The sequence below is a fragment of the Micromonospora peucetia genome (assembly GCF_900091625.1).
In the GTDB taxonomy this organism is placed as follows: Bacteria; Actinomycetota; Actinomycetes; order Mycobacteriales; family Micromonosporaceae; genus Micromonospora; species Micromonospora peucetia.
The window spans coordinates 5,279,212-5,301,856 of sequence record NZ_FMIC01000002.1; the positions used below are offsets into that span (position 1 = coordinate 5,279,212).

Annotated in this window: 16 protein-coding genes; 11 read left to right on the forward strand and 5 right to left on the reverse strand. The window is 71.0% G+C overall.

From position 1 onward, the window contains the following. The first annotated feature begins 187 nt into the window (after positions 1-187). Both GA0070608_RS23855 and GA0070608_RS23860 read left to right on the forward strand, forming a co-directional pair. On the forward strand, positions 188-1,240 hold the full coding sequence (locus tag GA0070608_RS23855; protein WP_091630720.1) for a zinc-dependent alcohol dehydrogenase: 1,053 nt from the start codon (positions 188-190) through the stop codon (positions 1,238-1,240). 127 nt (positions 1,241-1,367) lie between these two features. Continuing rightward, positions 1,368-2,141, forward strand: a complete 774-nt coding sequence (locus GA0070608_RS23860; RefSeq protein WP_091630721.1) for a YqjF family protein — start codon at positions 1,368-1,370, stop codon at positions 2,139-2,141. A gap of 73 nt (positions 2,142-2,214) precedes the next feature. On the opposite strand, the gene GA0070608_RS23865 is transcribed toward GA0070608_RS23860, so the two are convergent. Beyond that, complete coding sequence (locus GA0070608_RS23865) at positions 2,215-2,706, reverse strand: winged helix-turn-helix domain-containing protein (protein WP_245715905.1); 492 nt, start codon at positions 2,704-2,706, stop codon at positions 2,215-2,217. 415 nt (positions 2,707-3,121) lie between these two features. On the opposite strand from GA0070608_RS23865, the gene GA0070608_RS23870 reads away from it, so the two are divergent. Further along, complete coding sequence (locus tag GA0070608_RS23870; RefSeq protein ID WP_245715906.1) at positions 3,122-7,447, forward strand: S8 family serine peptidase; 4,326 nt, start codon at positions 3,122-3,124, stop codon at positions 7,445-7,447. A gap of 157 nt (positions 7,448-7,604) precedes the next feature. Here the strand turns inward: GA0070608_RS23870 and GA0070608_RS23875 are convergent, their stop codons facing one another. Continuing rightward, positions 7,605-8,120 carry a winged helix-turn-helix domain-containing protein gene (locus tag GA0070608_RS23875; protein ID WP_091630724.1) on the reverse strand — a complete coding sequence of 172 codons (516 nt, stop codon included), beginning with the start codon at positions 8,118-8,120 and terminating at the stop codon, positions 7,605-7,607. A 390-nt stretch (positions 8,121-8,510) separates the two neighbouring features. After that, on the reverse strand, positions 8,511-10,310 hold the full coding sequence (locus GA0070608_RS23880; protein ID WP_091630725.1) for a serine hydrolase domain-containing protein: 1,800 nt from the start codon (positions 10,308-10,310) through the stop codon (positions 8,511-8,513). 221 nt (positions 10,311-10,531) lie between these two features. Here GA0070608_RS23880 and GA0070608_RS23885 point away from each other — a divergent pair, with 221 nt between their 5' ends. Beyond that, positions 10,532-10,879 carry an RNA polymerase sigma factor gene (locus GA0070608_RS23885; protein ID WP_245715907.1) on the forward strand — a complete coding sequence of 116 codons (348 nt, stop codon included), beginning with the start codon at positions 10,532-10,534 and terminating at the stop codon, positions 10,877-10,879. Here GA0070608_RS23885 and GA0070608_RS23890 read toward each other — a convergent pair. Continuing rightward, on the reverse strand, positions 10,824-12,353 hold the full coding sequence (locus GA0070608_RS23890; RefSeq protein ID WP_176733821.1) for a DUF8189 domain-containing protein: 1,530 nt from the start codon (positions 12,351-12,353) through the stop codon (positions 10,824-10,826). The genes GA0070608_RS23885 and GA0070608_RS23890 overlap by 56 nt on opposite strands. Positions 12,354-12,802: 449 nt before the next feature. Between GA0070608_RS23890 and GA0070608_RS23895 the strand changes: the two genes are divergently transcribed. Beyond that, a complete protein-coding gene (locus tag GA0070608_RS23895; RefSeq protein WP_091630727.1) occupies positions 12,803-14,299 on the forward strand; it encodes an aminopeptidase P family protein in 1,497 nt (498 codons plus the stop codon). 49 nt (positions 14,300-14,348) lie between these two features. Here GA0070608_RS23895 and GA0070608_RS23900 read toward each other — a convergent pair whose 3' ends face one another. Then, positions 14,349-15,731 (reverse strand): hypothetical protein, encoded by a 1,383-nt coding sequence (locus GA0070608_RS23900; RefSeq protein ID WP_091630728.1) that lies wholly within the window; start codon positions 15,729-15,731, stop codon positions 14,349-14,351. Positions 15,732-16,722: 991 nt separating this feature from the next. Here GA0070608_RS23900 and GA0070608_RS23905 point away from each other — a divergent pair. From GA0070608_RS23905 to GA0070608_RS23930, 6 genes are all read left to right on the forward strand, one after another. Further along, a complete protein-coding gene (locus tag GA0070608_RS23905) occupies positions 16,723-17,652 on the forward strand; it encodes an acetaldehyde dehydrogenase (acetylating) (RefSeq protein WP_091630729.1) in 930 nt (309 codons plus the stop codon). Then, positions 17,649-18,659, forward strand: a complete 1,011-nt coding sequence (gene dmpG, locus GA0070608_RS23910; RefSeq protein WP_091630730.1) for a 4-hydroxy-2-oxovalerate aldolase — start codon at positions 17,649-17,651, stop codon at positions 18,657-18,659. The genes GA0070608_RS23905 and dmpG overlap by 4 nt, the downstream gene beginning before the upstream one ends. A 101-nt stretch (positions 18,660-18,760) precedes the next feature. Then, complete coding sequence (locus GA0070608_RS23915; protein WP_091630731.1) at positions 18,761-19,567, forward strand: cupin-like domain-containing protein; 807 nt, start codon at positions 18,761-18,763, stop codon at positions 19,565-19,567. Then, positions 19,567-20,820, forward strand: a complete 1,254-nt coding sequence (locus GA0070608_RS23920; RefSeq protein WP_091630732.1) for an 8-amino-7-oxononanoate synthase family protein — start codon at positions 19,567-19,569, stop codon at positions 20,818-20,820. The genes GA0070608_RS23915 and GA0070608_RS23920 overlap by 1 nt, the downstream gene beginning before the upstream one ends. After that, entirely contained in the window at positions 20,817-21,686 is an 870-nt protein-coding gene (locus GA0070608_RS23925) for an HpcH/HpaI aldolase/citrate lyase family protein (protein WP_091630733.1), read from the forward strand. The genes GA0070608_RS23920 and GA0070608_RS23925 overlap by 4 nt, the downstream gene beginning before the upstream one ends. Beyond that, positions 21,683-22,645, forward strand: coding sequence for an ornithine cyclodeaminase family protein (locus tag GA0070608_RS23930; RefSeq protein WP_091630734.1), 963 nt, complete (start codon positions 21,683-21,685; stop codon positions 22,643-22,645). The genes GA0070608_RS23925 and GA0070608_RS23930 overlap by 4 nt, the downstream gene beginning before the upstream one ends.

Here is a 22,645-nt window from a genome sequence, read left to right on the forward strand (position 1 = left end):
CCAACCCCGCCACGACCGGCACTTCGGCCGTCGGGCGGGTCGACCGATGTGGGCGGCGGGGCAGGATCGGCGATCTGCGGCAGTCCGGTGACCCGACCGGCGATGAGCCACTGCCTGATTCTCCTGATCGAGGTTTCCCGCGCCGCCCGGGTGGAAGACGGGACTGTCGCCGAGAGGAAGGGTCCGCATGTCTGCTGATCGCTATCTGGCAGTCGCCGGTCCGCGCGAGCTACGCGAGGGTGAGGTGTCCCTGGCTGACCCGGGAGCCGGCCGCGTGACGGTCGACATCACGTACACGGGGATCTGCGGCACGGACGTTCACGGGTACACCGATGGGCACATGCTGCCGCCGGCTGTCTTCGGGCACGAGTGGACCGGATCGATCTCGGCAGTGGGCGAGGGCGTGCAGGGGCTGCGGGCCGGCCAGCGGGTGGTCGGCGGCGTGGGGTCGGCGTGTGGTCGTTGTCCCCAGTGCGTCGCCGGGCATGCCCGCAACTGCGACACCGTGTTCGCCGAGGCCAACGGGGTCGACGCCGACGCACCTGACTACGGCGCCTTCGCCACCCGGGTGCAGGTCTCGGCGCGGCGGGTGATACCCGTTCCGGAGAGCCTCTCGGATGTCGAGGCGGCGCTCGTGGAGCCGACCACGGTCACCTTCCACGCCGTACGGCGCGTCGCGGCCGAGTACGGCGCCACCACCGTGGTCCAGGGTGCCGGACCGATCGGGCTGCTCACCGCCCAGAACGCGCGCAACGCCGGAGCCGGACCGATGATCATCTCCGAGCCCTCGCCGGCTCGCCGTGCGCTGGCCGGCAGGCTGGGATTCGCCCATGTGGTCGAGCCGGCCGACCTGCGGACCGCGCTGGACGAGCTCACGGCCGGTCTGGGCGCAGATCTGGTGTACGAGTGCACCGGCGTACCGTCGCTGCTCCAGCCGTCGGCGGAGCTGGTGCGCCGGGGCGGGACGCTCGCGTTGCTGGGCTACCCGCTGGAGAACTCGAGCATCAGCTACGGCGACTGGCAGAGCCGCGAGCTGACCGTGATCGGGTCGCTGGCCTACCACCACGAGGACTTCGTCGGCGCCATACGCGGGATCGCCGCGGGTCGGATCGACGTGGCGGCACTGCACACCGCCACCTTCGGCCTGTCGTCGCTCAGGGATGTTCTCGAAGAACTCGATTCGGGCCGCAGCGAGCACACCAAGGTGCTGATCGACCCGAAGCGGGACGGTCGGGCCTGATCCGGACGGCAGCGCGCCGATGCCGGGCAGGGTGCCGGGTGCAGGCCGGGAGGCCGCGACGAGAGCTCCCGTGGTCGTCGACCAGCGATTGTGGACATGTTCTTCCGCCGGTGGGCAGGATGGGCGCGTGGACATCGAGCCGGTCGACTCGGCGCCCGGGCAGGCGTTTTCGCGGACGATCCTCCGACAGCGCTGGGCGGACCTCACGTTCCTGCACTGGGCGGTCGCGCCGGAGCTCGTCGCGCCCCTGCTGCCCGCCGGCACCCGCCCCGACACCCTCGACGGGGTCAGCCACGTCGGCCTGATCGGCTTCCGCATGGTGGGGCTGGGCCTGGGCCGCGGGCCGGGGGTGCCCTACTTCGGCAGCTTCTGGGAGACGAACGTGCGGCTCTACTCGGTCGACGACACCGGCCGGCGGGCCGTGGTGTTCCGCTCGCTCGACGCGTCGCGGCTGGTCCCGGTGCTGGTCGCCCGGGCGACCCTGCGCCTGCCGTACATGTGGTCGGCGATGCGGCTGGACCGGGACGGTGACCGCTACACCTACCGGTGCCGGCGCCGCTGGCCCGGCCCGGTCGGTGCGACGAGCCGGATGGTGGTGCGGGTGGGGGAGCCGATCGCCGACCCGACCCCGCTGGAGCACTTCGTCACCGCCCGATGGGGGCTGCACACCCGGGCGTACGGGCGCACGCTGCACCTGCTGAACTGGCATCCCCGCTGGCCGCTGCACCGGGCGCAGCTGTTGCACCTGGACGACGAACTGGTCACCGCCGCCGGGCTGCCGGCGCCGATCGGAGCGCCGGCCAGCGTGCTGTATTCCCCCGGCGTCCCCGTCCGGTTCGGCCCACCGGTCCCGCTGCGACGGCCCGGTGGCCGGGCCGAGCCGTCAGGCGCAGCCGGTTGAGAGCGGGCTAGCCGTCCCGCAGAGCTCGCTTCGGCAGCGGACCTGGACGCGTTCTGCCCAAGTCAGGCAGTCGTCATGAACCGCTGACCTTCGGCTGCTGGTGGTCGGTCAACCGGAACCCGACGCCGCGTACCACGTCGATGGCCACACCGGTGCCGAGTTCGTGGAGCTTGCGACGCAGCCGCTTCACCAGGGACTGCACGTCGGCCTTGCGTTCCCGCCCCTCGTCCCGCCAGACCGCGTGGTGAAGTTCGGCGTAGCTCCAGGCCCGGATCGGCTCGGTGGTCAGGCAGGCCAGCAGGTCGTGTTCCAGCCGCGTCAGGCCGATCTCGCGGCCCCGGATGCGGGCCGTCGACCGGGCCGAGTCGATCAGCAGAGTGTCGTCCTCGTTGGCCGTGGTTGTGCCGGCGGGCGCCCCCGCGGAGGGCTCCGAGCCAAGCCGCGGTGAGGCCGAGATCAGTCTGCGCAGCTCGTCGAGGTCGGCGACCAGCAGCAGCGGCGCGACGCCGTCCAGGCGTTCCGCGAGTCGTATCCGCTCGGCTGGCGACGGCGTCACCGCGATCACCAGCGGAAATGGTTCGTCGGCCGGATCTGGTCCGGCCGGCGCAGTGCTTTCGTCGCGTGCCCCCACAGCACCCACCCGCAAACCATGGGCAGTCTCTGCCCATTCTCGTCATGACCGTGACAATCATTGGCAAGCTCTCCGAACGCCGGCCAACGGTTAGTGACAAATTGCTTACGGCAAGTTCTTGATCGTCCTTTCTTGTCGATCATAGTGTCCACACGGGCAGCCAGCGCGACCCGCGCGGTGCCTGGGGGGCATGTAGGGGTCGGTTCCGGTTCAACCGAACGGAGACGAGTCCCTGCACCCTCCACCATGGCTCGTTCCACTCTGGGTCGTTCTGGAGGAGGCACCACCGATGTTCATACGTCCACCCACGAGGCGTTTAGCCAGATCCCTGGTCAGCGCCGGCGCGGCGATGATCCTCGCCGCAACAGCTCTGGCCGCGACCGGTGCAGGCGCACAGGCCGCTCCGTCCGACAAGATCCGGCCGGAACTCACGAAGGAACTCCAGGGCAAGACCGAGGGAGACTTCTGGATCCGCTTCAAGGCCCGGCCGGACTTCGGCCAGGCCACCGCGATCAAGGACTGGGCCAAGCGTGGCACCGCGGTCGCTGACGCGCTGAAGAAGACCGCCGCTGACAGCCAGTCCAAGATCCGGGCTGAGCTCGACGGCTCGGGAACGAAGTACCAGACCTTCTGGGCGACCAACGCGATCAGGGTCAGCGGTGGCTCCCTGGCGATGGCGCAGAACTTCGCCGCGCACGCCGAGGTCGAGGGCCTGTACGCCCCGATCGCCTACAAGGTGCCCGAAGTCAGCAAGGGCACCGACGAGAAGACGGTGAACGCCCTCGAGTGGGGCATCGCGAACATCAACGCCGACGACGTCTGGTCCCAGTACGGCGTCAAGGGCGCCGGCATCACGGTGGCGAACATCGACACCGGGGTCCAGTTCAACCACCCCGCGCTGGTGAACTCCTACCGGGGCAACAACGGTGACGGCACGTTCGACCACAACTACAACTGGTTCAACGCCGCCGGGACCTGTGCCACCGCGCCCTGTGACAGCAACGGTCACGGTACGCACACGATGGGCACGATGGCGGGCTCCGCCGGTGCGAACCAGATCGGCGTCGCGCCCGAGGTCAAGTGGATCGCGGCGAACGGCTGCTGCCCCAACGACGCGGCGCTGGTCACCTCCGGCCAGTGGATGCTCGAGCCGACGGACCTCAACGGCCAGAACGCGGACGCCAGCAAGCGGCCGAACATCATCAACAACTCGTGGGGAACGACCCTGCCCTCCAACGACCCGTTCATGGAGGACGTGACGCTGGCCTGGACCGCGTCGGGCATCTTCGGTGTCTGGTCCAACGGCAACAGCGGATCGGCGTGCCAGACCAGCGGCTCACCGGGCAGCCTGGTCAGCAACTACTCGGCCGGCGCCTACGACGTAAACAACAACATCGCCAGCTTCTCGGCCCGCGGTGCCGGCCAGAACGGCGAGATCAAGCCCAACATCGCGGCGCCCGGTGTGAACGTCCGGTCGAGCATTCCGGGCAGCGGGTACGCCAGCTACAACGGCACCTCGATGGCCGCCCCGCACCTCGCGGGCGCGATCGCGCTGCTGTGGTCCGCCGCACCGGCGCTGGCCGGTGACGTCCCCGCGACCCGGGCGCTGCTCGACAACTCGGCGATCGACAAGGCCGACGCACAGTGCGGCGGCACCGCCGACGACAACAACGTCTTCGGTGAGGGACGGCTGGACGCGCTCGCGCTGCTCAACGCCGCCCCGATCGGCGACACCGGCACCCTGGCCGGCAAGGTCACCGACGCGGCCACCAACGCCCCGATCGCCGGTGCCACGGTGACCCTGACCGGCCCGGCGGACCGCGAGCTGGTCACCGGGGCCGACGGGACGTACTCGTCCCTGCTGCCGGTCGGCGACTACCAGGTCGCCGTGGCGGCGTTCGGCTACCAGGCCAAGACGACGCCGGCAGCGGTCGCCCGCAACGCCACCACGACGATCGACGTGGCCCTGACGGCCGTGCCGAGCGTCACCGTCAGCGGAACCGTCACCGACGGCTCCGGGCACGGCTGGCCGCTCTACGCCAAGGTGACCGTGGAGGGTTCGTCGGGCGTCTCCGACTACACCACGCCCGTCAACGGCCGCTACAGCCTCAAGCTGCCGGCCGGGAGCACGTACAACCTGAAGGTCGAGGCGCAGTACCCGGGCTACCAGACGGCGACCAAGCAGGTCGTCGTCGGCACGGGCAACGCCACCGCCAACGTTGCGGTGCCGGTGCAGACCAACGCCTGCAAGACCGCGCCCGGATACACGTTCGGCTCGGACGGCGAGTACGAGACCTTCGACGGCAGCACCGTGCCGGCCGGTTGGTCCGTGGTGGACCACGCGGCCAGCGGCCAGGTCTGGAAGTTCACGGATGACGGTGCCCGCGGCAACCTGACCGGCGGCACCGGCAACTTCGCGATCATCGACAGCGACGAGTACGGCTCCGGCGGCAAGCAGGACACGTCGCTCGTCAGCCCGGTCGTCGACCTGACCGGCGTCGCGGCACCGGTGATCCGGTTCAACCAGGACTACAACTGGCTGGGCAGCGACCGCGCCGACGTCGACCTCAGCCTCGACGGCGGGACCACGTGGACCAACGTGCTTCGGCAGGCGGCCGACGTCCGCGGTCCGAAGGTGACCGAGGTCGCGATCCCGCAGGCCGCGGGCCAGGCCCAGGCCCGGGTCCGGTTCCGCTACTACGACGCCTCGTACGAGTGGTGGTGGGCGGTCGACAACGTGCTGATCGGCAGCAAGCTCGTCTGCCAGCCGATCGACGGCGGTCTGGTGCTCGGCCACGTCCGCGACAAGAACAACAACGGCTACGTCAACGGCGCCACCGTCACCAGCGACGACCGGCCGACGGAGAAGGCCACCACGGTGGCGACCCCCGACGACCCGGGCCTGGCGGACGGCTTCTACTGGATGTTCTCGTCGCTGACGGACACCCACGGTTTCACCGCGCGGGCCGGCAACTACGTCAGCCAGAGCAAGCAGGTCGACGTCCAGGCAGACTGGGCGACCGCGTCGACCTTCCAGCTGGCGGCCGGCCGCCTGTCGGTCAAGCCGGCCCAGGTCACCGGGACGGTCCGGATGCCCACCGGCAAGGTCACCAAGGCGTTCACGGTGACCAACACCGGCGGGGCCCCGGTCGCGGTCGAGTTCAGTGAGCGCGACGGCGGATTCGAGCTGCTCCGGGCCGACGGGTCCCGGATGAGCAAGCAGGAGGTGCTCGGCTCCCGCGGCGCGCCGGAGCAGCGGCTCGAGGTCCCGACCTCGTTCGCCGCGAAGACGTCCGGCAAGTCGGCAGCGGCGACGTCGGCCGCGGTCGGCCCGCAGGCCGAGCCCTGGACCGACATCGCCGACTACCCGGCGGTCGTGATGGACAACCGGGTGGTGAACCTGGACGGCAAGGTGTACTCCATCGCCGGCGGCACCGGATCGGTGTCCAGCGCGAAGAACTACGCCTACGACCCGATCGCGCAGACCTGGGCGCCGATCGCCGATCTGCCCGGCGCGCGCACCGCCATGACGGTGGGCGTCGTGGATGGGAAGATCATCGCGACTGGTGGCTGGGCGGCGGCCGGCCCTGACGGCACCACCTGGTCGTACGACCCGGCGGCCAACACCTGGACGGAGAAGGCCGACAACCCCGCGCCGCGCTCCGCCGCCGGTCAGGCGGTCGCGGACGGCAAGCTCTACGCCATCGGTGGCTGCACCACGTCGTCCTGCACGCCGATGTCGAACGACGTCGTGCGGTACGACCCGGCCAGCGACAGCTGGGAGACCCTGGCCGACTACCCGAAGTCGGTGGCCTTCGTCTCCTGCGGCGGGATCGACGGCATCGTCTACTGCACCGGAGGCAACGACGGCTCCGCGGCGCAGAAGGCCAGTTACGCCTTCGACCCGGGTGCCAACACCTGGACCGCCATCGCCGACGCGCCGTCCGACAACTGGGCCAGCTCGTTCGCCGTGGCCAACGGCAAGTTCCTCGTCGTCGGTGGCTCGCAGGGCGGCGCCATCACCAACGCGGGCTTCGCCTACGACCCGGCCACCAGCTCGTGGTCCAGCCTGCCGAACGCCAACACGGCACGGTATCGCGGTGGCGCGGCGTGCGGCTTCTACAAGGTCGGCGGCTCGTCCGGTGGCTTCACCGCCACCAACGACAGCGAGGCGCTGCCCGGCTTCGATGAGTGTGCCGCCAGCAGCGCCGACGTCAGCTGGATGACGATCGACAAGACGGCGGCCACCCTGGCGCCGGGCCAGGCTGTCACGGTCAACGTCGGCATGACGGCGAGCGTGGACCAGCCCGGCACCTACACCGCCTCGGTCGCCATCAAGGAGAACACCCCGTACACGGTGGAGCCGGTCGCGGTCACGATGAACGTGCTGCAGCCGACCACCTGGGGCAAGTTGATGGGTACGGTCACCGGGACGAGCTGCCAGGGTGGCAGCTCGCCGATCTCCGGTGCCATCGTCCAGGTCGACTCGTGGGCGATGTCCTGGACCTTCGCCACCGACGCCGAGGGCAAGTACGCCTACTGGATGGACCGCCGGAACAACCCGTTGACGATGATCGTCGCCAAGGACGACTGGAAGCCCCAGACCCGTCAGACGAAGATCAACACCGCCACCCCCACGGTGGAGGACTTCGCGTTGTCACCCGTGCGCTGCTGACACCGGCCGTCAGCTGACAGATCCGGCCCGCCTGGTTTCCGACCAGGCGGGCCGGACCGCGTCCGGCCCGCACCGGATGAGGGTTCGACGGCCGACAGGCTGCGACCCCGGTGGTGCACGTCAGACCCTGATGGCCGTCAGACCTCGGTGGTGCCCGTCAGAGCGGGGCGAGGCGGAAGCCGACCCCGCGGACCGCGTGGATCGTCGCCGAGGCGTTCAACCGGGCGAGCTTGTGCCGCACCCGCCGCACCACCGAGTGCATGTCAGAGCCCCGCCCGAGGTGGACGTTGCCCCAGACCTCGAGGTGCAGCCGCTCGTAGGTCCAGACCTGCCCGGGTGCGCCGAGCAGGCACCGCAGGAAGTCGTGCTCCAGCCGGGTCAACTCGATCTCGCGGTCCAGCCAGCGCAGCACGCGTCGGTCGGAGTCGACGCTCAGGCCGGTCGGCGGAGGTGTCACGGCGCCCTGCGCGGGCTCGGCTGTCACGGCCACCGGGGGCGCGGCCACGGCCACGGGCGCGACGTGGGGCGTCCCGGCCACGTCGAGGAACTTCCGTGCCTGATCGACGCTCGACACGATCAGAAACGCCTCGGTCCCGCCGAGCAGACGCGCGAGCTGCCTGCGTTCGGCCGGCGAGGAGGCGATGCCGATGACCAACGGAGCGACCCCCCTCATTCCCACCCCTTCCGGTTCTCCACCCACTCCGGGACGAATTCCGTCACGACGCCGATCAATCAGCGCACTGACCCTAGTGGTGTCTTGTCTCGCTTCGGTTAAAAACAGTGACACTTTGGCATGGCTGAATTGCTTGCGATTCGCGGGTGGAGCCGGGGTGTCGCCCTTCATGATGGCTTGACCTCATTCGACGGATGTGTTCTCCGGCTGTACGGGTCCAACAACCGACAATGCCCTGGCCGGAGTGATCGGGGCCGCGCGTCAGGTCCGGTGAATCGTCACACCTCGGCACCCGCCGACGGCGGTTCGGTCACCATGTCGACGCTCCCGCGCCCTGCCGGACGGTGCCGGCGGCGAGGCGACGGACCCGGGGCGTACCACGTCGGCCGGTCAGGTCCGGGCGGGCGACCAGCCGGCGGGAACGAGCCGGGCGCCGTCGCCGCCCTCGCCCTGGAACAGGAACCCGTCCCGGTCCGCCGCCACGATCCGATCGACGTAGACGCCCCGACCCTGGCTGGAAGCGTCGGTGCTGCTGCTCCAACGCAGGTGGGTCGCCCGGTCGGGCAGTTCGACCGAGACCTGCCACCAGACCCGGCCGCCGTAGCCGGTGACCGTGCCGTCACTGGCCCACCGCCGGTCCCCCTGGCGTAGCAGCATCCGTCCCGGAGCCCAGGTCGAGCCTCCGTCGGTGGAGACCTCGAACCGGGCACTGTCGTAGCGGGGCTCGGTGTCGTACCAGAGCAGGAAGCTCGCCGTGCCGCCCCGCGCCGCCCGGCGTAGCGGGGCGGTGAGGGTGACCGTCGCGAGGTCGCGCGGGTCTGCCCGCCAGGCCTCGCGCGACCGGGGTCGCACCGGCATCGCCTCGGCGAGATCGCGGGCGACGGCGCGCCGGGCGACGTTGTTGCTGCCCCAGCCGCGATCGGGGTGCACCCGGTTGCTGAGCAGGATGACGAACGAGTGGGAGAGCGGGTCGACGACGATCGACGTCCCGGTGAAGCCGGTGTGCCCGAAGGCCACCGGGGAAGAGAGCCCCGTCATGTACCAGTGCTTGTTGAGCTCGAAGCCCAACCCGCGATCGCTTTCGGGGTAGGCCTGCTCCAGCGGGGCGTTGTGGTTGACCAGCATCGCGCGCACCGTCTCCGGGCGCAGGATCCGTCGCCCGCGGTACTCGCCGCCGTTGAGCAGGGACTGGCAGAGCACGGCCAGGTCCGCCGCGGTGGAGAAGACGCCCGCATGTCCGGCCACGCCGCCCAGCGACCACGCGTTCTCGTCGTGCACCTCACCGTGGACCATGCCCCGTCCGGTGTACGGCTGGTACTCGGTCGCGGCGATCCGCGACCGTCGCTCCGGCCCCGGGTTGTAGCCGGTGTCCGTCATGCCCAGCGGCGCGGTGACGCCGTCCGAGACGAGCGCGGCCAGCGGCCGGCCGGTCACCCGTTCCACCAGCACGCCCAGCGCGATCAGCCCGAGGTCGGAGTAGACGTAGCGGGTACCGGGCTGCACCCCGGGCGCGAGCGGCGTGGCGAGCGCGGCGGCGAACCGCTCCGCCGGCGTCGGGTACCTGCTCCACAGCGGCGTGAAGGCGGGCAGGCCCGAGGTGTGGGTGAGCAGCATCCGTACGGTGACCGCCTCCTTGCCACCGGCTGCGAACTCCGGCACGTACCGGGCGACCGGCGCGTCCAGGTCCACCCGTCCCCGCTCGACCTGCTGCATGGTCACGATGGTGGTGAACAGCTTCGACACCGACGCCAGGTCGAAGATGGTGTCGGGCCGCATCGGGATCTGCTCATCGGCGGGGAGTTCCACCCCGACCAGCCCGGGCGGCGGTCCGACGGCGGCGTATCTCAGCGCGGACCCCACCGCGGCGTGCTGCACGATGACGCCGTCCTTGGCCGCCAGGACCACGGCACCCGAGTAGGCGGGATGGCCGGGGTGGTCCGGCGTCGGGCGCAGGTACGCCGCCAGGTCGGCGGGCAGCCGATCCACGTGTTCGGGGAGTAGCCCGGCCTCGCGGGCGTGGCCGGGCCGCAGCGTGTCGTGCCGGAAGTGGATGTCGGCGGGCGTGACGGCCGGCGGTGCCGATCCGGCTGGCGGCGGCGCGGCCCCGGCGCCGGCCTGGACGGGCAGCGGTGTGAGGGTGGTCGACAGTGTGGCCACCAGGACGGTCGCGGTAAAGAGTCGGGCCTTCATCGATGACGACCTCTCAGTCCGGATGGCTGAAACTTAGCTACGCATCGATGAATCGTCAAGAAGGTTTGCTACAGGTCGGGGAACCGGGACGACCTGACGAACGCGCTCTCCCGAATGGAACCCGCGGGACGCGGGCGGTGTCATGAAATCGTCCCCACCGGAGGTATCCCTGAACGACGAAGAACTGGTCGCCCGCGCCGGAGCGGGCGACCTGGAAGCCTATGAGTTCCTGGTCGCCCGGCACACCGCATCCGCATACCGGACGGCGGTGCTGCTCGGGTGCGGGTTCGGACGCGGAGGACGTCGTCCAGGAGGCGTTCGTGAAAGGACACCGCACACTCTCGCGCTACCGGGGAGAGTCGTCGTTCCGGTCGTGGCTGATGGCGATCGTGGCCAACGAGACCCGCAACCTGCACCGGTCGCGCGGCCGGCGCGACGGGCTCGCTGCCGCCGGTCGACGAGGCAGCCCCCACGGCGGGGCCGGTGGCACCGTCCCGCCGTGGGGGCTGGGCGTCACTCGCCGACGATCACCAGTTGGGTGGAGTTGTCCGGGAGGCCGGCCATGCTGACCCGGCTGCCCTTCGCCCCACTGGTGGTGCCGACACCCGCGACTGTCCGGAACTCCGACCACGCACCCGTCGCCGCCCGGACCCGGTGGTGGATCTGGTTGTCCGCGCCGACGATCGTCACCTGCGACGTGCCGTTGGGTAGCCCGGCGACGGTGACGTCCTTCGCCACGGCGGGCGTGCTGGTGCCGGCTCCGTTGAGCGGCTGGAACTCCGACCACGAGCCGTTCGCCTGGCGGATACGGTGGTGCAGTTGGCCGCCCGACCCGGCGATGACGACCTGGGACGACCCGTCGGGCAGCCCGGCGATGGCAACCGCGCTGCCCTTGGCGGTGGTGGTCGTGCCGGTGCCGGTGAGCGGTCGGAACTCGGTCCAGGTGCCGTCGGCGTGCCGGCCGCGGTGGTAGATGCCGTCGTCCATGCCGACGATGAGGACCTGCGCCGAGTTGTCCGGCTGTCCGGAGATCGCGACGTCCCGCGCCCCGGCCGCGCTCGTGGTTCCGTACCCGTTGAGGCGCCCCCACCCGGTCCAGTTGCCGTCGGTGTTACGGACCCGGTGGTAGACCGTGTCGTCCGTGCCGATCATCACGACCTGGGTGGTGCCGTTGGGCAGGGCCGCGATCGCGACCCGCTTCCCCTGGGCGGGACTGGTCGTGCCCATCCCGTTGAGTGGTTGGAACTCGGTCCAGGTGCCGTTCGCGTGCCGGCCACGGTGGTAGATCCGGTTGTCCGCGCCGACGATGACCACCTGGGCGGTGCCGTCGGCGAGCCCGGCGACGGCCACGTCCTTGGCGTCTCCCGGCAGCGGCGTCTGGTAACCGTTCAATGCGCCGAAGCCGCTCCACGACCCGTTCGCCGCCCGCACCTGGTGGAACATCGGCCCGGCCCCGGCCGGCTGCGCCCCGGGCGAGGTGAAGATCCGCACCGCGCCGATGAAGTCCGAGCTGCCGCTCTGCGCGCGGGTGCGCACGGTCAGGCCGGGGGAGGGCGCCTCCACGATGGCGTTCTGCCCCAGGTACATGGCGACGTGGTAGATGCCGGCGGCGGTGCCGTTGTCGCTGTAGTAGATGAGGTCACCGGGGAGCATCGCGGACCAGCTGAAGACCCTCGGCCAGCCCTCCGCCTGCGCCCGCGCCCACTGGGCACGGGTGCTCCCGGCGCCGAGGATGTCGCGGCCGGTAGCCCGGGCGTACGCGTACCGCACCAGGCCGGAGCAGTCGAAGCCGCCCCCGGTGGCCCCGGGGCTGCTGCCGTGCCCACCGCCCCAGACGTACGGGACGCCGAGCTGGGAACAGGCATGATGGATGGCGGTCTGGGCCTGCGGTGCGGCCCCGGAGGCCAACACGCCACAGGCGGGCGCGGCCTTCGCCGGGGCGGCCACCAGCAGGGAGGCCGCCAGGACGACGAGCGCGGCCAGCGTACGCAGGTAGGTGAGCCGCCAGCGGGCGGTCGGGTGGGGGAGGGCGGGTGGAGACATGACCACTCCTTGCATCGGTGGGCTCGGGCGGGGCCGGCTCGCATTGTGCGGGACCGCGACGGCTGCGGAACAGATCGCTCTTCGTAGATACACTTTCGTCGACGGGTGCGGGGCCGGGACGTGCCATCACGGGAATGGTCAGTCGCTTCGCCTGGGCGTTGGCCTGGTTGTCGGCGGCCTCGGCCTTGAGCGCCCGGTAGTAGCGCCCCGGATGCCGGTCGAGCGGCTTCGGAAATGTTGCAACGGATGTCAAGACATCGATCTACTGTGGCGTTTCGGTGAAACTCGACGGTCCGTGCCGCTGCCACCGACGTCGATACCCGCGCCGGCTGCGTACGCATTGCGGTGACGACCGCGAACCGCCCGCGCCGCGAGGGCGCCTCAGGCGGCCCGGTCGAGGGTTCGCACAGCTTTGCCGGGGCACCGGAGCGCATGGCAGGATATCGACCATGACAAGCGACGAGCAGGTGAAAGCCAGCCATCGGAACACCCCGACGAGCGACGAATTCCGCGCTTTCATCGCCTCCGGTTGGGCCCGTCCGGAGGCGGCGCCTGTCCCGCGCGTGGAGGTCGCCGACCACGCGGCCCGCCGCCGGGCGGCCTTGTCACGGCGGTTCCCGGGCGAGCGCCTCATCATCCCCGCCGGCGGCCTCAAGGTGCGCAGCAACGACACGGACTACACCTTCCGGCCGCACACGGCCTTCGCCTGGCTGACCGGGCTCGGGTTCGACAGCGAGCCCGACAGCGTCCTGGTGATGGATCCGAAACCCGACGGCCACGAGGCGATCCTGTTCTTCCGGCCGCTGGCCCCGCGCGACAGCGAGGAGTTCTTCGCCGACTCCCGGTTCGGCGAGTTCTGGGTCGGGCCCCGCCCCACCATGAGCGAGGTCGAGCAGCGGCTGGGCATCGGCACCCGACACGTCGACTCGCTCCCGGACATCCTGGCCAAGGACGCCGGCGCGACTGTCGTACGCGTCGTGCGCGGGGCCGACAGCGAGCTCGCCCGGCTCGTCGACGAGACCCGGGCCCAGGCGGAGGCGTCCGCGCCGGTGACGCAACAGCACGAGGCGGATGAGGAACTGGCCCGCCATCTCTCGGGGATGCGACTACTCAAGGACGAGTGGGAGGTGGGCGAGATGCGCAAGGCGATCGCCGCCACCCACCGTGGCTTCGACGCGATCATCGCCGGGCTGCCCGAGGCCGTCGGCAAGGAGCGCGGCGAGCGGTGGGTCGAGGGCCTCTTCGGCCTGTACGCCCGGCACGACGGCAACGGGATCGGCTACGAGACCATCTGCGCGTCCGGCGACCACGCCAACACCATCCACTGGACGAAGAACACCGGGCCGGTCCGCGACGGCGACCTCATCCTGGTCGACGCCGGGGTCGAGGTCGACTCCCTCTACACCGCCGACATCACGCGCACCCTCCCGGTGACCGGTCGCTTCACCGACGTGCAGCGCAAGATCTACGAGGCGGTCCTGGAGGCGCAGGAGGCCGGCCTGGCGGCGGTGAAGCCGGGCAACAGGTTCAGCGACATCCACGCCGCCGCCAACGTGGTCATCGCCCGGCGGCTGCACGAGTGGGGGCTGCTGCCGGAGGGGGTGACCATCGAGCAGACCCTGGACCGCGAGCGTGGCGGCTGGCACCGGCGGTGGATGGTCCACGGCACGTCCCACCACCTCGGCATGGACGTGCACGACTGCCAGATGCTGCTGCGTGAGGAATACAACGACGGCGAACTGAAGCCCGGGATGATCCTCACCGTCGAGCCCGGCCTGTACTTCAAGGCGGACGACCTGCTGGCGCCGGAGGAGTTCCGCGGCATCGGCGTCCGCATCGAGGACAACGTGCTGGTCACCGAGGACGGTCACGAGAACCTCTCGTCGGCCATGCCGCGTACCGCCGACGACGTCGAGGCCTGGATCGACCGGGTGCGCTCCGCCTGAGCCGTCGGCGGCCGTCGGGCACCGGGATCCGGTGCCCGACGGCCGTCGGTCAGCCGCCGTGGAAGGTGCAGCCGATCTTCGCGCCGCCGGCCATGCTGACCACCCCGACCTCCGGGTCGGTGCTGCCGCGGACGAGGCAGCCGGCATACCCGTCCTCGTCGACGACGTCGCGGTCGGCCAGATAGATCCCCCAGTTGAGATAGAGCTCCTGTACGCCGCCGACCCCGTCGGGAAACGGCTCGGCGGTGGGCTGGACCCGGCGTTGCAGCACGTACGGGCCGTCCATCGCAGAGTCGAGCCGGGCCTGCCACTCGGCCTCGCCCACCGTCCAGCCGGCGAGGACTCCGTTGCCGCCGTGCAGCAGCGTCGGCTTCAGGATCAGCTCGTCCCGCCGGGCCCGGGCGTAGGCGAGCAGGTCGACCTCGGCCCCCTCGGGATCGGTGCCGCGCGGTCGCACGTGCCGGGTCCACGGCAGGATCCGGTCGATGCAGGCCAGCTCGTCGGCGTCGAACAGGCCCCGGTGCCGATCGTCGGAGAGCATGGCCAGGGTGCCCTTGTTGCCGTAGAGCTCGGCGTCCAGGCGGCTGAACAGGCCGACCTTCTCCTGCTCCACGGCGGCCAGCAGCGGTTCCACCTGCGCCTCCACTGCCGGGTCGGCGAGGTCCTCGGGCAGGAAATATCGCAGGACGACGTCGACGGCGCGGCCCGCCACCGTCGGCCGGCCGTTCGGGTATGTGAACTGGCCGAGGTGGCAGCCGATCCCCTCGACCCCGTACCCGGTCAGCATCTCGGCGAGCACCTCGAGCCGGGACCCCACGATCGGGTAGTTCTCCGTGGTGTCCACCACGGCGACGACCGGTGGCCGGTCCGTGGGGATCATCGCGGCGCACTCCGCGTACATCGTCCGCACGATGCAGCCCAGCGTGTCCTGGTACCCGAGCCGGTGCTGCTCCACGAACTCCCGCAGCGGGGGGTACGCCAGCATCGCCCGGTTGATGTCGGCACTCTCGAAGCCGCCGAGCGCGCTGGTGACGTTGAATTCGAGCAGGCGGAATCCCGCGCCGTCGTGGTAGAGGTCGGCGCGGCCCAGCGGGACGAGCGACCCGGCGCGGGCGCCGCGCGTGATCAGCGCCGTCTGCCGGGGATCCATGCCGACGGCCTCGGCCAGTGCGGTGAGGTCTCCGTCGAAGACCCGCTCCGGCAGGGCACGCAGCAGGTCGTAGACCGTGCGCAGGTCCCGGGCGACGGTCCGGCATTCGGTCTCACCGAGGAAGGCCGGGCCGTTCATGAACCGGTCCCGGTACGGCTCGAGGGTGGCCGACTCCCGGGCGGCGGCGGTCGGGTCGTCCGTCGACGCACTCCGGGCGAGTTGCCCGACGTACGTGCGGCCCAGTGCCGACCTGCTCAACACGGGCGGGTGGCTGGTCGTCATGGAGTGTCCTTTCGGGCGGATGGCACGTCCGGTCCGGGGCGGGCGGGGGTGCGGCGGCGAGCTTTGTCGGCGACGAGGCCGACGATTCGTTCCATTTCCTTTCGATCTGTCGGCCCACCACCGCCGCCGCCGATTCGACCGGACAGTCTGGAATTGTCAGCAGGGTGGAACTGACGAAGATGGTCGCAAATTGGCGCGACGGCGTCGACGGCGCAGTGTCGCCGGTGCGGCACGACGGATCTGTGACCTGACGCGGAAGGGGCCCGGGTTGCGGGGAGGGCGCGGAACGGGGCGGGTGGACGACCCGCCCAAGGGGTGTCAAAGTGCCGCAACCTGGCCGACGGGCAGGTCGGCATGCTCCACCATCGGCAGTTCTGTGACCGTTTGCGCTCCAGCATGGACTGTCGTGAGAGTGACGTAACAGCCCGGTCCACTTCCGGTGACCATCTGATAGCTTCGATGCCGGCGAGCCGCTGCGGCTGACGGGAGCGCAACGGCAGCATTGGTTGTCGTGCATGCAGACGGGAGCTTCTTCGGTTGTTACGTCGAGACTTCTGAGATCAAGCTGTATGTCCGATTGTTGCTCGACGACGTGGCAATTCCAGCCGAACGGAATCCGCCGACCTGCTCCCGGCCACGAGGTGTCCCGACACCCGCCCGGCGTACCCGCCTCCCGGCGACCCACCGATCGCGACGTCCCTGAGGGGCGGCAGCGCCGCTGTGGGCGTCGCGCGCGTCGTCCGGACACCGAGCCCAGGCTCGGCACGGCTGGTCAGCCCCGGCGGCGACGCCGACCCCGCGCACCCGGTCCCGGTGGTGCCGGCACGGAGTTCCACCCGGGCCGCTGCCGGTCCCGCAGCGCACATCGAATGGTGAGGACGACGTACATGAGAACCTACGATCCGGACACCGCGAGCCACGCGACCCGCACCCGCCGATCCTCCGCCCAGCGGTCGCGGACCGACCGGCTCCGGCGCCGTGGAGGCACGCCTTGAGTCTCACCGTGGACGTGACCGACGCCGAGGCCCGGTTCGCCGAGCCCGCCTCCGTCGCCGTCATCGGCACCGGGGCGATCGGCCAGGACCTGATCAGCAAGATCCACCGTTCTCCCTCGTTGGACTGCCGCCTGGTGGCCGGGCGCAACCCGGCCTCGGCCGGCCTGCGGCACGCCGAGCAGTTCGGCTACCCCGTCACCGCCGCCGGGATCGACGCCGTGCTGGCGGCGGGCGATCCGTTCGACGTCGTGTTCGACGCCACCAACGCGGCGTCCCACCTGCGCCACTGGGCGCTGCTGGAGCCGCTGGGCACGCTGGTGGTCGACCTGACGCCCAGCCGGGTGGGCCAGATGGTGGTGCCGACCGTCACCGGGGTGGGAGCGACGACCGGGCGCAACATCAACCTGATCAGCTGCGGCGGCCAGGCGTCCATCCCGGTCGCGCACGCGCTCGCGAACCGCTTTCCGGTGACCTACATCGAGGTCGTCTCGACGGTGGCCAGCGACGTCGCTGGCCGCGGCACGCGACTGAACCTCGACGAGTACGTGGCGACCACCCGGCACGCCATCACGACGTTCTCCGGCGTGTCCGACGTCAAGGCGATCCTCAACATCAGTCCGGCGGTGCCGCCGGCGACCTTCCGGACGGCCGTGCACGCGCGGATTCCCGGCGCCGACGTCGCCGCGGTGCGCGCGGCGGTCGAGGGGGTGGCCGAGCAGGTGCGCTCCTTCGCCCCCGGTTACGCGGTGACCGCCTGCACCGTGGTCGACGACCGGGTGACCGTCGCCCTCCAGGTCACCGCCCACAGTGACGTCCTGCCCGGGTACGCCGGCAATCTCGACATCATCAACTCGGCCGCCATCCTGGTCGCCGAGCAGCACGCGGCCCGGCTGGGCCGGACCGCCCGCACGGAGGCGGCCCGATGAGAAGCGTCGTGATCCACGACCCGACCCTGCGCGACGGCCAGCACGCCGTCCGCCACCAGCTCGGGGCGGTCGCCCTGCGCCGGTACGCGGAGGCGGCGGACGCGGCGCGGATCCCGGTGGTGGAGGTCGGTCACGGCAACGGTCTCGGCGCGTCGTCCCTCCAGGTCGGCCAGGCCGCGGTGAGCGACGACGAGATGCTGTCGACGGTCCGGCAGGCGCTGCGGCACAGCCGGATGGGCGTGTTCATGCTGCCGGGCTGGGGCACCTCCGACGACCTGCGGCGGGCCATCGGCCACGGCGCCGACGTCGTCCGCATCGGTGTGCACGCCACCGAGACATCGCTGGCGGAGCGTCACCTGGAGGTCCTGCGCGAGGCCGGCGCCGAGGCGCACTGCGTGCTGATGATGAGTCACATGGCGTCCCCCGACGAGCTGGCCGAGCACGCCGCGCAGGCCGTCGGGTACGGCGCGCAGGCGGTGGGGATCATGGACTCCGCGGGCCACTTCCTGCCCGCCGACGTCACCGCGCGGATCGGTGCGATCGCCGCGGCGGTCGACACGCCGGTGATCTTCCACGGCCACGACAACCTCGGCATGGCCGTCGCCAACTCGGTGGCCGCGGCGGAGGCCGGCGCCCGGATCATCGACGGGTGCGCGCGGGGCTTCGGCGCCGGGGCGGGAAACACCCAGCTCGAGGTGCTCGTGCCGGTGCTGGAGCGCAGCGGATTCACGACCGGCATCGACCTGTACGCGCTCCTGGACGCCGCCGACCTCGCGGAGCGCGAGCTCATGCCCGCGCCACCGGTGACCGCCTCGATGACCATCGTGAGCGGCCTGGCGGGGGTGTTCTCGGGATTCAAGCACCGGGTGCTCGAACTCTCCACCCGCGCCGGTGTCGACGCGCGTGACGTGTTCTTCGAACTGGGCCGGCGGCAGGCCATCGCCGGCCAGGAGGACCTGATCGTGGACGTGGTGGCGGAGTTGAGTGCCCGCAGGGCCACCACGTGACCGGCCGCGCACCGCGGCCTTCAGCAGTGAGGAAAGGCGACATGGGAGTTTCGGACGCAGTGTCCAGGGCGAACGGGTCGGCGGGTGTCCCCGTCGCCCGCATGACGTTCGACGAGTTCATGGCCGTCGGCCCCGGCGGCCTCTTCAAGGCCGACGTGCCCGTGGTGATCGCGCTGCCGGGCGACGTGCAGGGGCTCGGCCGCGACGGCGTGGCGGCCCGGCTGGCCGACCTGACCGTCACCCTGTTCACCGAGCCTGGCGACAAGAACCATCCGGGACGCTGGGAGACCCGGGACATCAGGCTCCGCGACTTCTTCGCCGACGAGCGTCACCTGAACAGCCCGGACACCTGGCACCGGGTGGTGTCCAACATCCGCAACAGCCCGGCCGACGTGAACGCCGTCATCGGCTTCGACGCGGACAGGTTCTTCGGCTACGGCGACACGTTGTACGCGGCGAACCTGTGGATCAGCCACCGCGGCGTGTTCACCAAGAACCACTTCGACGAGTTCGAGAACTTCAACATCGCGTTGGAGGGCCGCAAGCGGTTCATCATTGCCCCGCCCGGCTCCCGTGAGTACTACCCGCGCTCGGTGTTGCGCGGGTTCGGGGACAAGTCCCAGGTGTTCGACCTGGACAACGTCGACCTGGCGCGCTTCCCGAGGCTGGCGCCCAAGCTCGCCCAGCGCCGTGACTTCGTCCTCGAACCGGGCCACATGCTCTACCTGCCGCTCGGCTGGTGGCACCAGGCCGAGTCGCTGGACGAGATGAACATCAACGTCAATTTCTGGCTGAAGTCGAAGAAGCTCCTCCGTAGGCCGCACGCGCTCGGCGTCGCGATGTACACGTACGCCTACCGGAGGGTCAAGGGTGTCTACAGCTACAAGCCCACCGAGGTGAACTCCTGATGAGCGACCGCAAGACCATCACCCCCACCCACCGCTACCGCAACAACGACAAGCTCATCGGGGTGGGAAACACCTTCTGGAACATGTCCGAGGAGCACGGGGTCGCCGGCATCGTCGGCGACCTCTCCGACGGCGTGTTCCGGATGGCCGACGGCCACGAGTTCGTCAACTTCACCGTCTGCTCCTACCTGGACCTGGACACCCACCCCAAGGTGATCGACGGGGCCGTCGCCGCGCTGCGCCGCTTCGGGGTGCTGGACCACTGCATCCCACGCACCCGGGTCCAGACGTCGGTGCTGCTGGAGCTGGAGGAGTCGCTGGGTGAGCTGTTCGACGCGATGGTGATCAGTGCGATCTCCACGGCGGCGGCCAGCACCGGCCTGCTGCCGCTGATCGCGTCGGGGCACCTCGGCAACGGCACCCGACCGCTGATGGTCTTCGACAAGAACGCCCATGTGTCGTTGGCCAACGCCAAGCCGAGCTGCGCCGACGAGACCGAGGTCGTCACCTGCCGCCACCACGACCTCAACTACCTCGAGGACATGTGCCGCAGCTACGAGCGGGTCTGCTACGTGGTGGACGGCTCGGACAGCCTCGGCGGCTACGCGCCGGTCGAGGAACTGGCCGAACTGCAGGACAGGTACAACCTCCTGGTCTTCTACGACGACTCGCACTCGCTGTCCGCGTACGGCGAGCGCGGCATCGGCTACGTCCGTACGCACTGCCCGGTGCGCGACGACCGGACCATCACCGTCGCGACCCTGAGCAAGGGTTTCGGGGCGGGCGGCACGGCGATCCTGCTCGACGGCTTCCCGAAGGAGACGCGGCGGATCATCGAACGCTTCGCGGGCCCGCTGGGCTACTCACAGAAGATGAACGCCGCCGCGGTTGGTGCCGCGCTCGCCTCGGCCGAGATCCACCGCACCGAGGAACTCACCCGGTTGCAGGGACGGCTGCGATCCAACATCGCGCTGTTCGACTCGCTGCTCGCCACCGAGCAGTCCGGCAGCACGTACCCGATCCGGGTGGTGCCGATGAACGACGAGACCGTCGTCCAGGCGGCCCAACAGGTCTTCGCGGCCGGGTTCTACACCTCGCCGGTGTTCTTCCCGATCGTCGCCCGCGGCACCGCCGGACTGCGGGTGATGCTGCGCGCGGGCCAGACCGAGGAGCAGATCACCAGGCTGTGCTCCGTGCTCGTCGAGGCGGGTGCCCGCCCGGCCGCCGCGCTGCCCGAGCCGGTGACCCGGTGACCGGCGCCGCGCGGGCGGTCCCGCGCAGCATCCTGTACACCCCGGCGCTGTCGCTGGACCGGGTCGTGAAGGCCTGGTCCTACGACGCGGACGTCCACCTGATCGACCTGGAGGATTCCGTACCGGCGGCCGACAAGCCGGCCGCACGCGCCGTGTGCCGGGCCGCGCTGGAGAAGGCTCCACGGCCGGAGAACGTCGCGGTACGCATCAACGAGTTGGGCAGCGTCGCGGCGGTGCAGGACCTGATGACCCTCACGGAGTCTCCGGTGCGGCCCGGCATCGTCATGATGACGATGGTGACCTCGGCGGCCGAGGTGGCCCTGCTGCGGCAGATCCTGGCCTCGGCGGGCGCGCATCCGGAGATCTACGTGACGGTGGAGACCGTGGAGGCGGTCGCCCAGATCGACGCGATCGCCGGGGCGAGCGACGGGCTGGTCCTCGGCTCGGCGGATTTGGCCGCCACGCTCGGGGTCGAGATCACCTGGGAGGCCATGCTGGCCGCCCGGCAGTCGATGGCGCTGGCCTGCGCGCGACACGGCACCGCCTGCATCGACACCGCCAACTTCCGGCTCGCCGAGCCGGCCGTCCTGGCGCGGGAGACCGCCCGGGTGCGGGCGCTCGGCTTCCACGGCAAGGCGACGGTGCATCCGGGCGAGCTCGACGAGATCAACCGGGTACTGCGCCCCCAGGCTGACGACCTGCGACTGGCGCGCAGGGTGGCCGAGGCCGTACGGGCGGCGAACGGCGGGATCGCCGTGCTGGACGGGAACATGGTCGGCCCGCCGTTCGCCCGGATGGCCCGCGCCACGGTGGCCCGAGAGGACGCCTGGGCCGCCCGGTTCGGCACCGAAGGAGCTGCCGGATGACCGGGCCGGTGACGCTCGGCGCCGCGCAGATGGCGGGTACGCCTCAGCTGGTGCGGGTGATCGACGTGCTGGGCGAGATGTTCGCGGACCTGGCCGCCGGCCGGACCAACTCCCCGGCGCGAACCGTTATCGAGCACGGTCCCCAACGGGTCCTGCTGGTCAGCCCCGCGGTCTGGGAGCGGCGCGGGGTGGGCAGCGTCAAGATCACCACGCTCACCCCCGACAACCCCGACCGTGGGCTGCCGCTGATCCACGGGATCGTCGCGCTGACGGACCTGACCACCGGGCAGATCACGGCCCTGCTGGACGGTGCCGAGCTGACCGCCGTACGCACCGGCGCGGTCGCCGCCCTGGCGACCCGCTGGTGCACCGCCGACGACGCCGAGGACCTCGCGGTGATCGGCGCGGGGGTGCAGGCCCGGGCCCTGGTGCGCGCGGTGTCGGCGGTGCGCCGGATTCGCACCGTCCGGGTGTTCTCCCGGACCCGGAGCAGGGCGGAGCAGTTCGCCGACTGGGTGCGTGACGCGGTGCCCCACCCGGTGCACGTCAGCGTCGGCGACAGCGCGAAGGCCGCCGTCGCCGACGCGGCGATCATCTGCACGGCGACCTCGACCAGCGACAACACACCGCTGGTCGAGGCGGACTGGGTGGCACCCGGAGCGCACGTCAACGTGATCGGCGGCACCCACCCGGACGCGATCGAACTGGACCCCGCCCTCCTGGCCGGGGCCATGGCGGTCGTCGAGGACCGGACCGCGGCGCTGGAGGGCGCCGGCGAGGTGCGGGCCGCCCTGGCCGCCGGTCTGATCGGCGTGGACGACCTGCACGAGTTGGGCGCGCTGGTCACCGGCGAGGTCCGGGTGGGGGGTCGGACCTCCGTCCTGCGTACCGTCGGAATGGCCATCGAGGACACGGCCGCCGCGGTGGCGCTGTACGAGGGAGCGGCGGCCGTGGCGTAG

What these genes read in the sequence shown, in the direction of transcription:
- GA0070608_RS23930 (WP_091630734.1), top strand. Translation starts at nt 21,683, where the DNA reads ATGACCGGGCCGGTGACGCTCGGCGCCGCGCAGATGGCGGGTACGCCT.
- GA0070608_RS23920 (WP_091630732.1), top strand. Translation starts at nt 19,567, where the DNA reads ATGAGCGACCGCAAGACCATCACCCCCACCCACCGCTACCGCAACAAC.
- GA0070608_RS23870 (WP_245715906.1), top strand. Translation starts at nt 3,122, where the DNA reads ATGATCCTCGCCGCAACAGCTCTGGCCGCGACCGGTGCAGGCGCACAG.
- GA0070608_RS23915 (WP_091630731.1), top strand. Translation starts at nt 18,761, where the DNA reads ATGACGTTCGACGAGTTCATGGCCGTCGGCCCCGGCGGCCTCTTCAAG.
- GA0070608_RS23885 (WP_245715907.1), top strand. Translation starts at nt 10,532, where the DNA reads ATGAGTTCCTGGTCGCCCGGCACACCGCATCCGCATACCGGACGGCGG.
- GA0070608_RS23900 (WP_091630728.1), bottom strand. Translation starts at nt 15,731, where the DNA reads ATGACGACCAGCCACCCGCCCGTGTTGAGCAGGTCGGCACTGGGCCGC.
- GA0070608_RS23895 (WP_091630727.1), top strand. Translation starts at nt 12,803, where the DNA reads ATGACAAGCGACGAGCAGGTGAAAGCCAGCCATCGGAACACCCCGACG.
- GA0070608_RS23875 (WP_091630724.1), bottom strand. Translation starts at nt 8,120, where the DNA reads ATGAGGGGGGTCGCTCCGTTGGTCATCGGCATCGCCTCCTCGCCGGCC.
- GA0070608_RS23855 (WP_091630720.1), top strand. Translation starts at nt 188, where the DNA reads ATGTCTGCTGATCGCTATCTGGCAGTCGCCGGTCCGCGCGAGCTACGC.
- GA0070608_RS23890 (WP_176733821.1), bottom strand. Translation starts at nt 12,353, where the DNA reads ATGTCTCCACCCGCCCTCCCCCACCCGACCGCCCGCTGGCGGCTCACC.
- GA0070608_RS23880 (WP_091630725.1), bottom strand. Translation starts at nt 10,310, where the DNA reads ATGAAGGCCCGACTCTTTACCGCGACCGTCCTGGTGGCCACACTGTCG.
- dmpG (WP_091630730.1), top strand. Translation starts at nt 17,649, where the DNA reads ATGAGAAGCGTCGTGATCCACGACCCGACCCTGCGCGACGGCCAGCAC.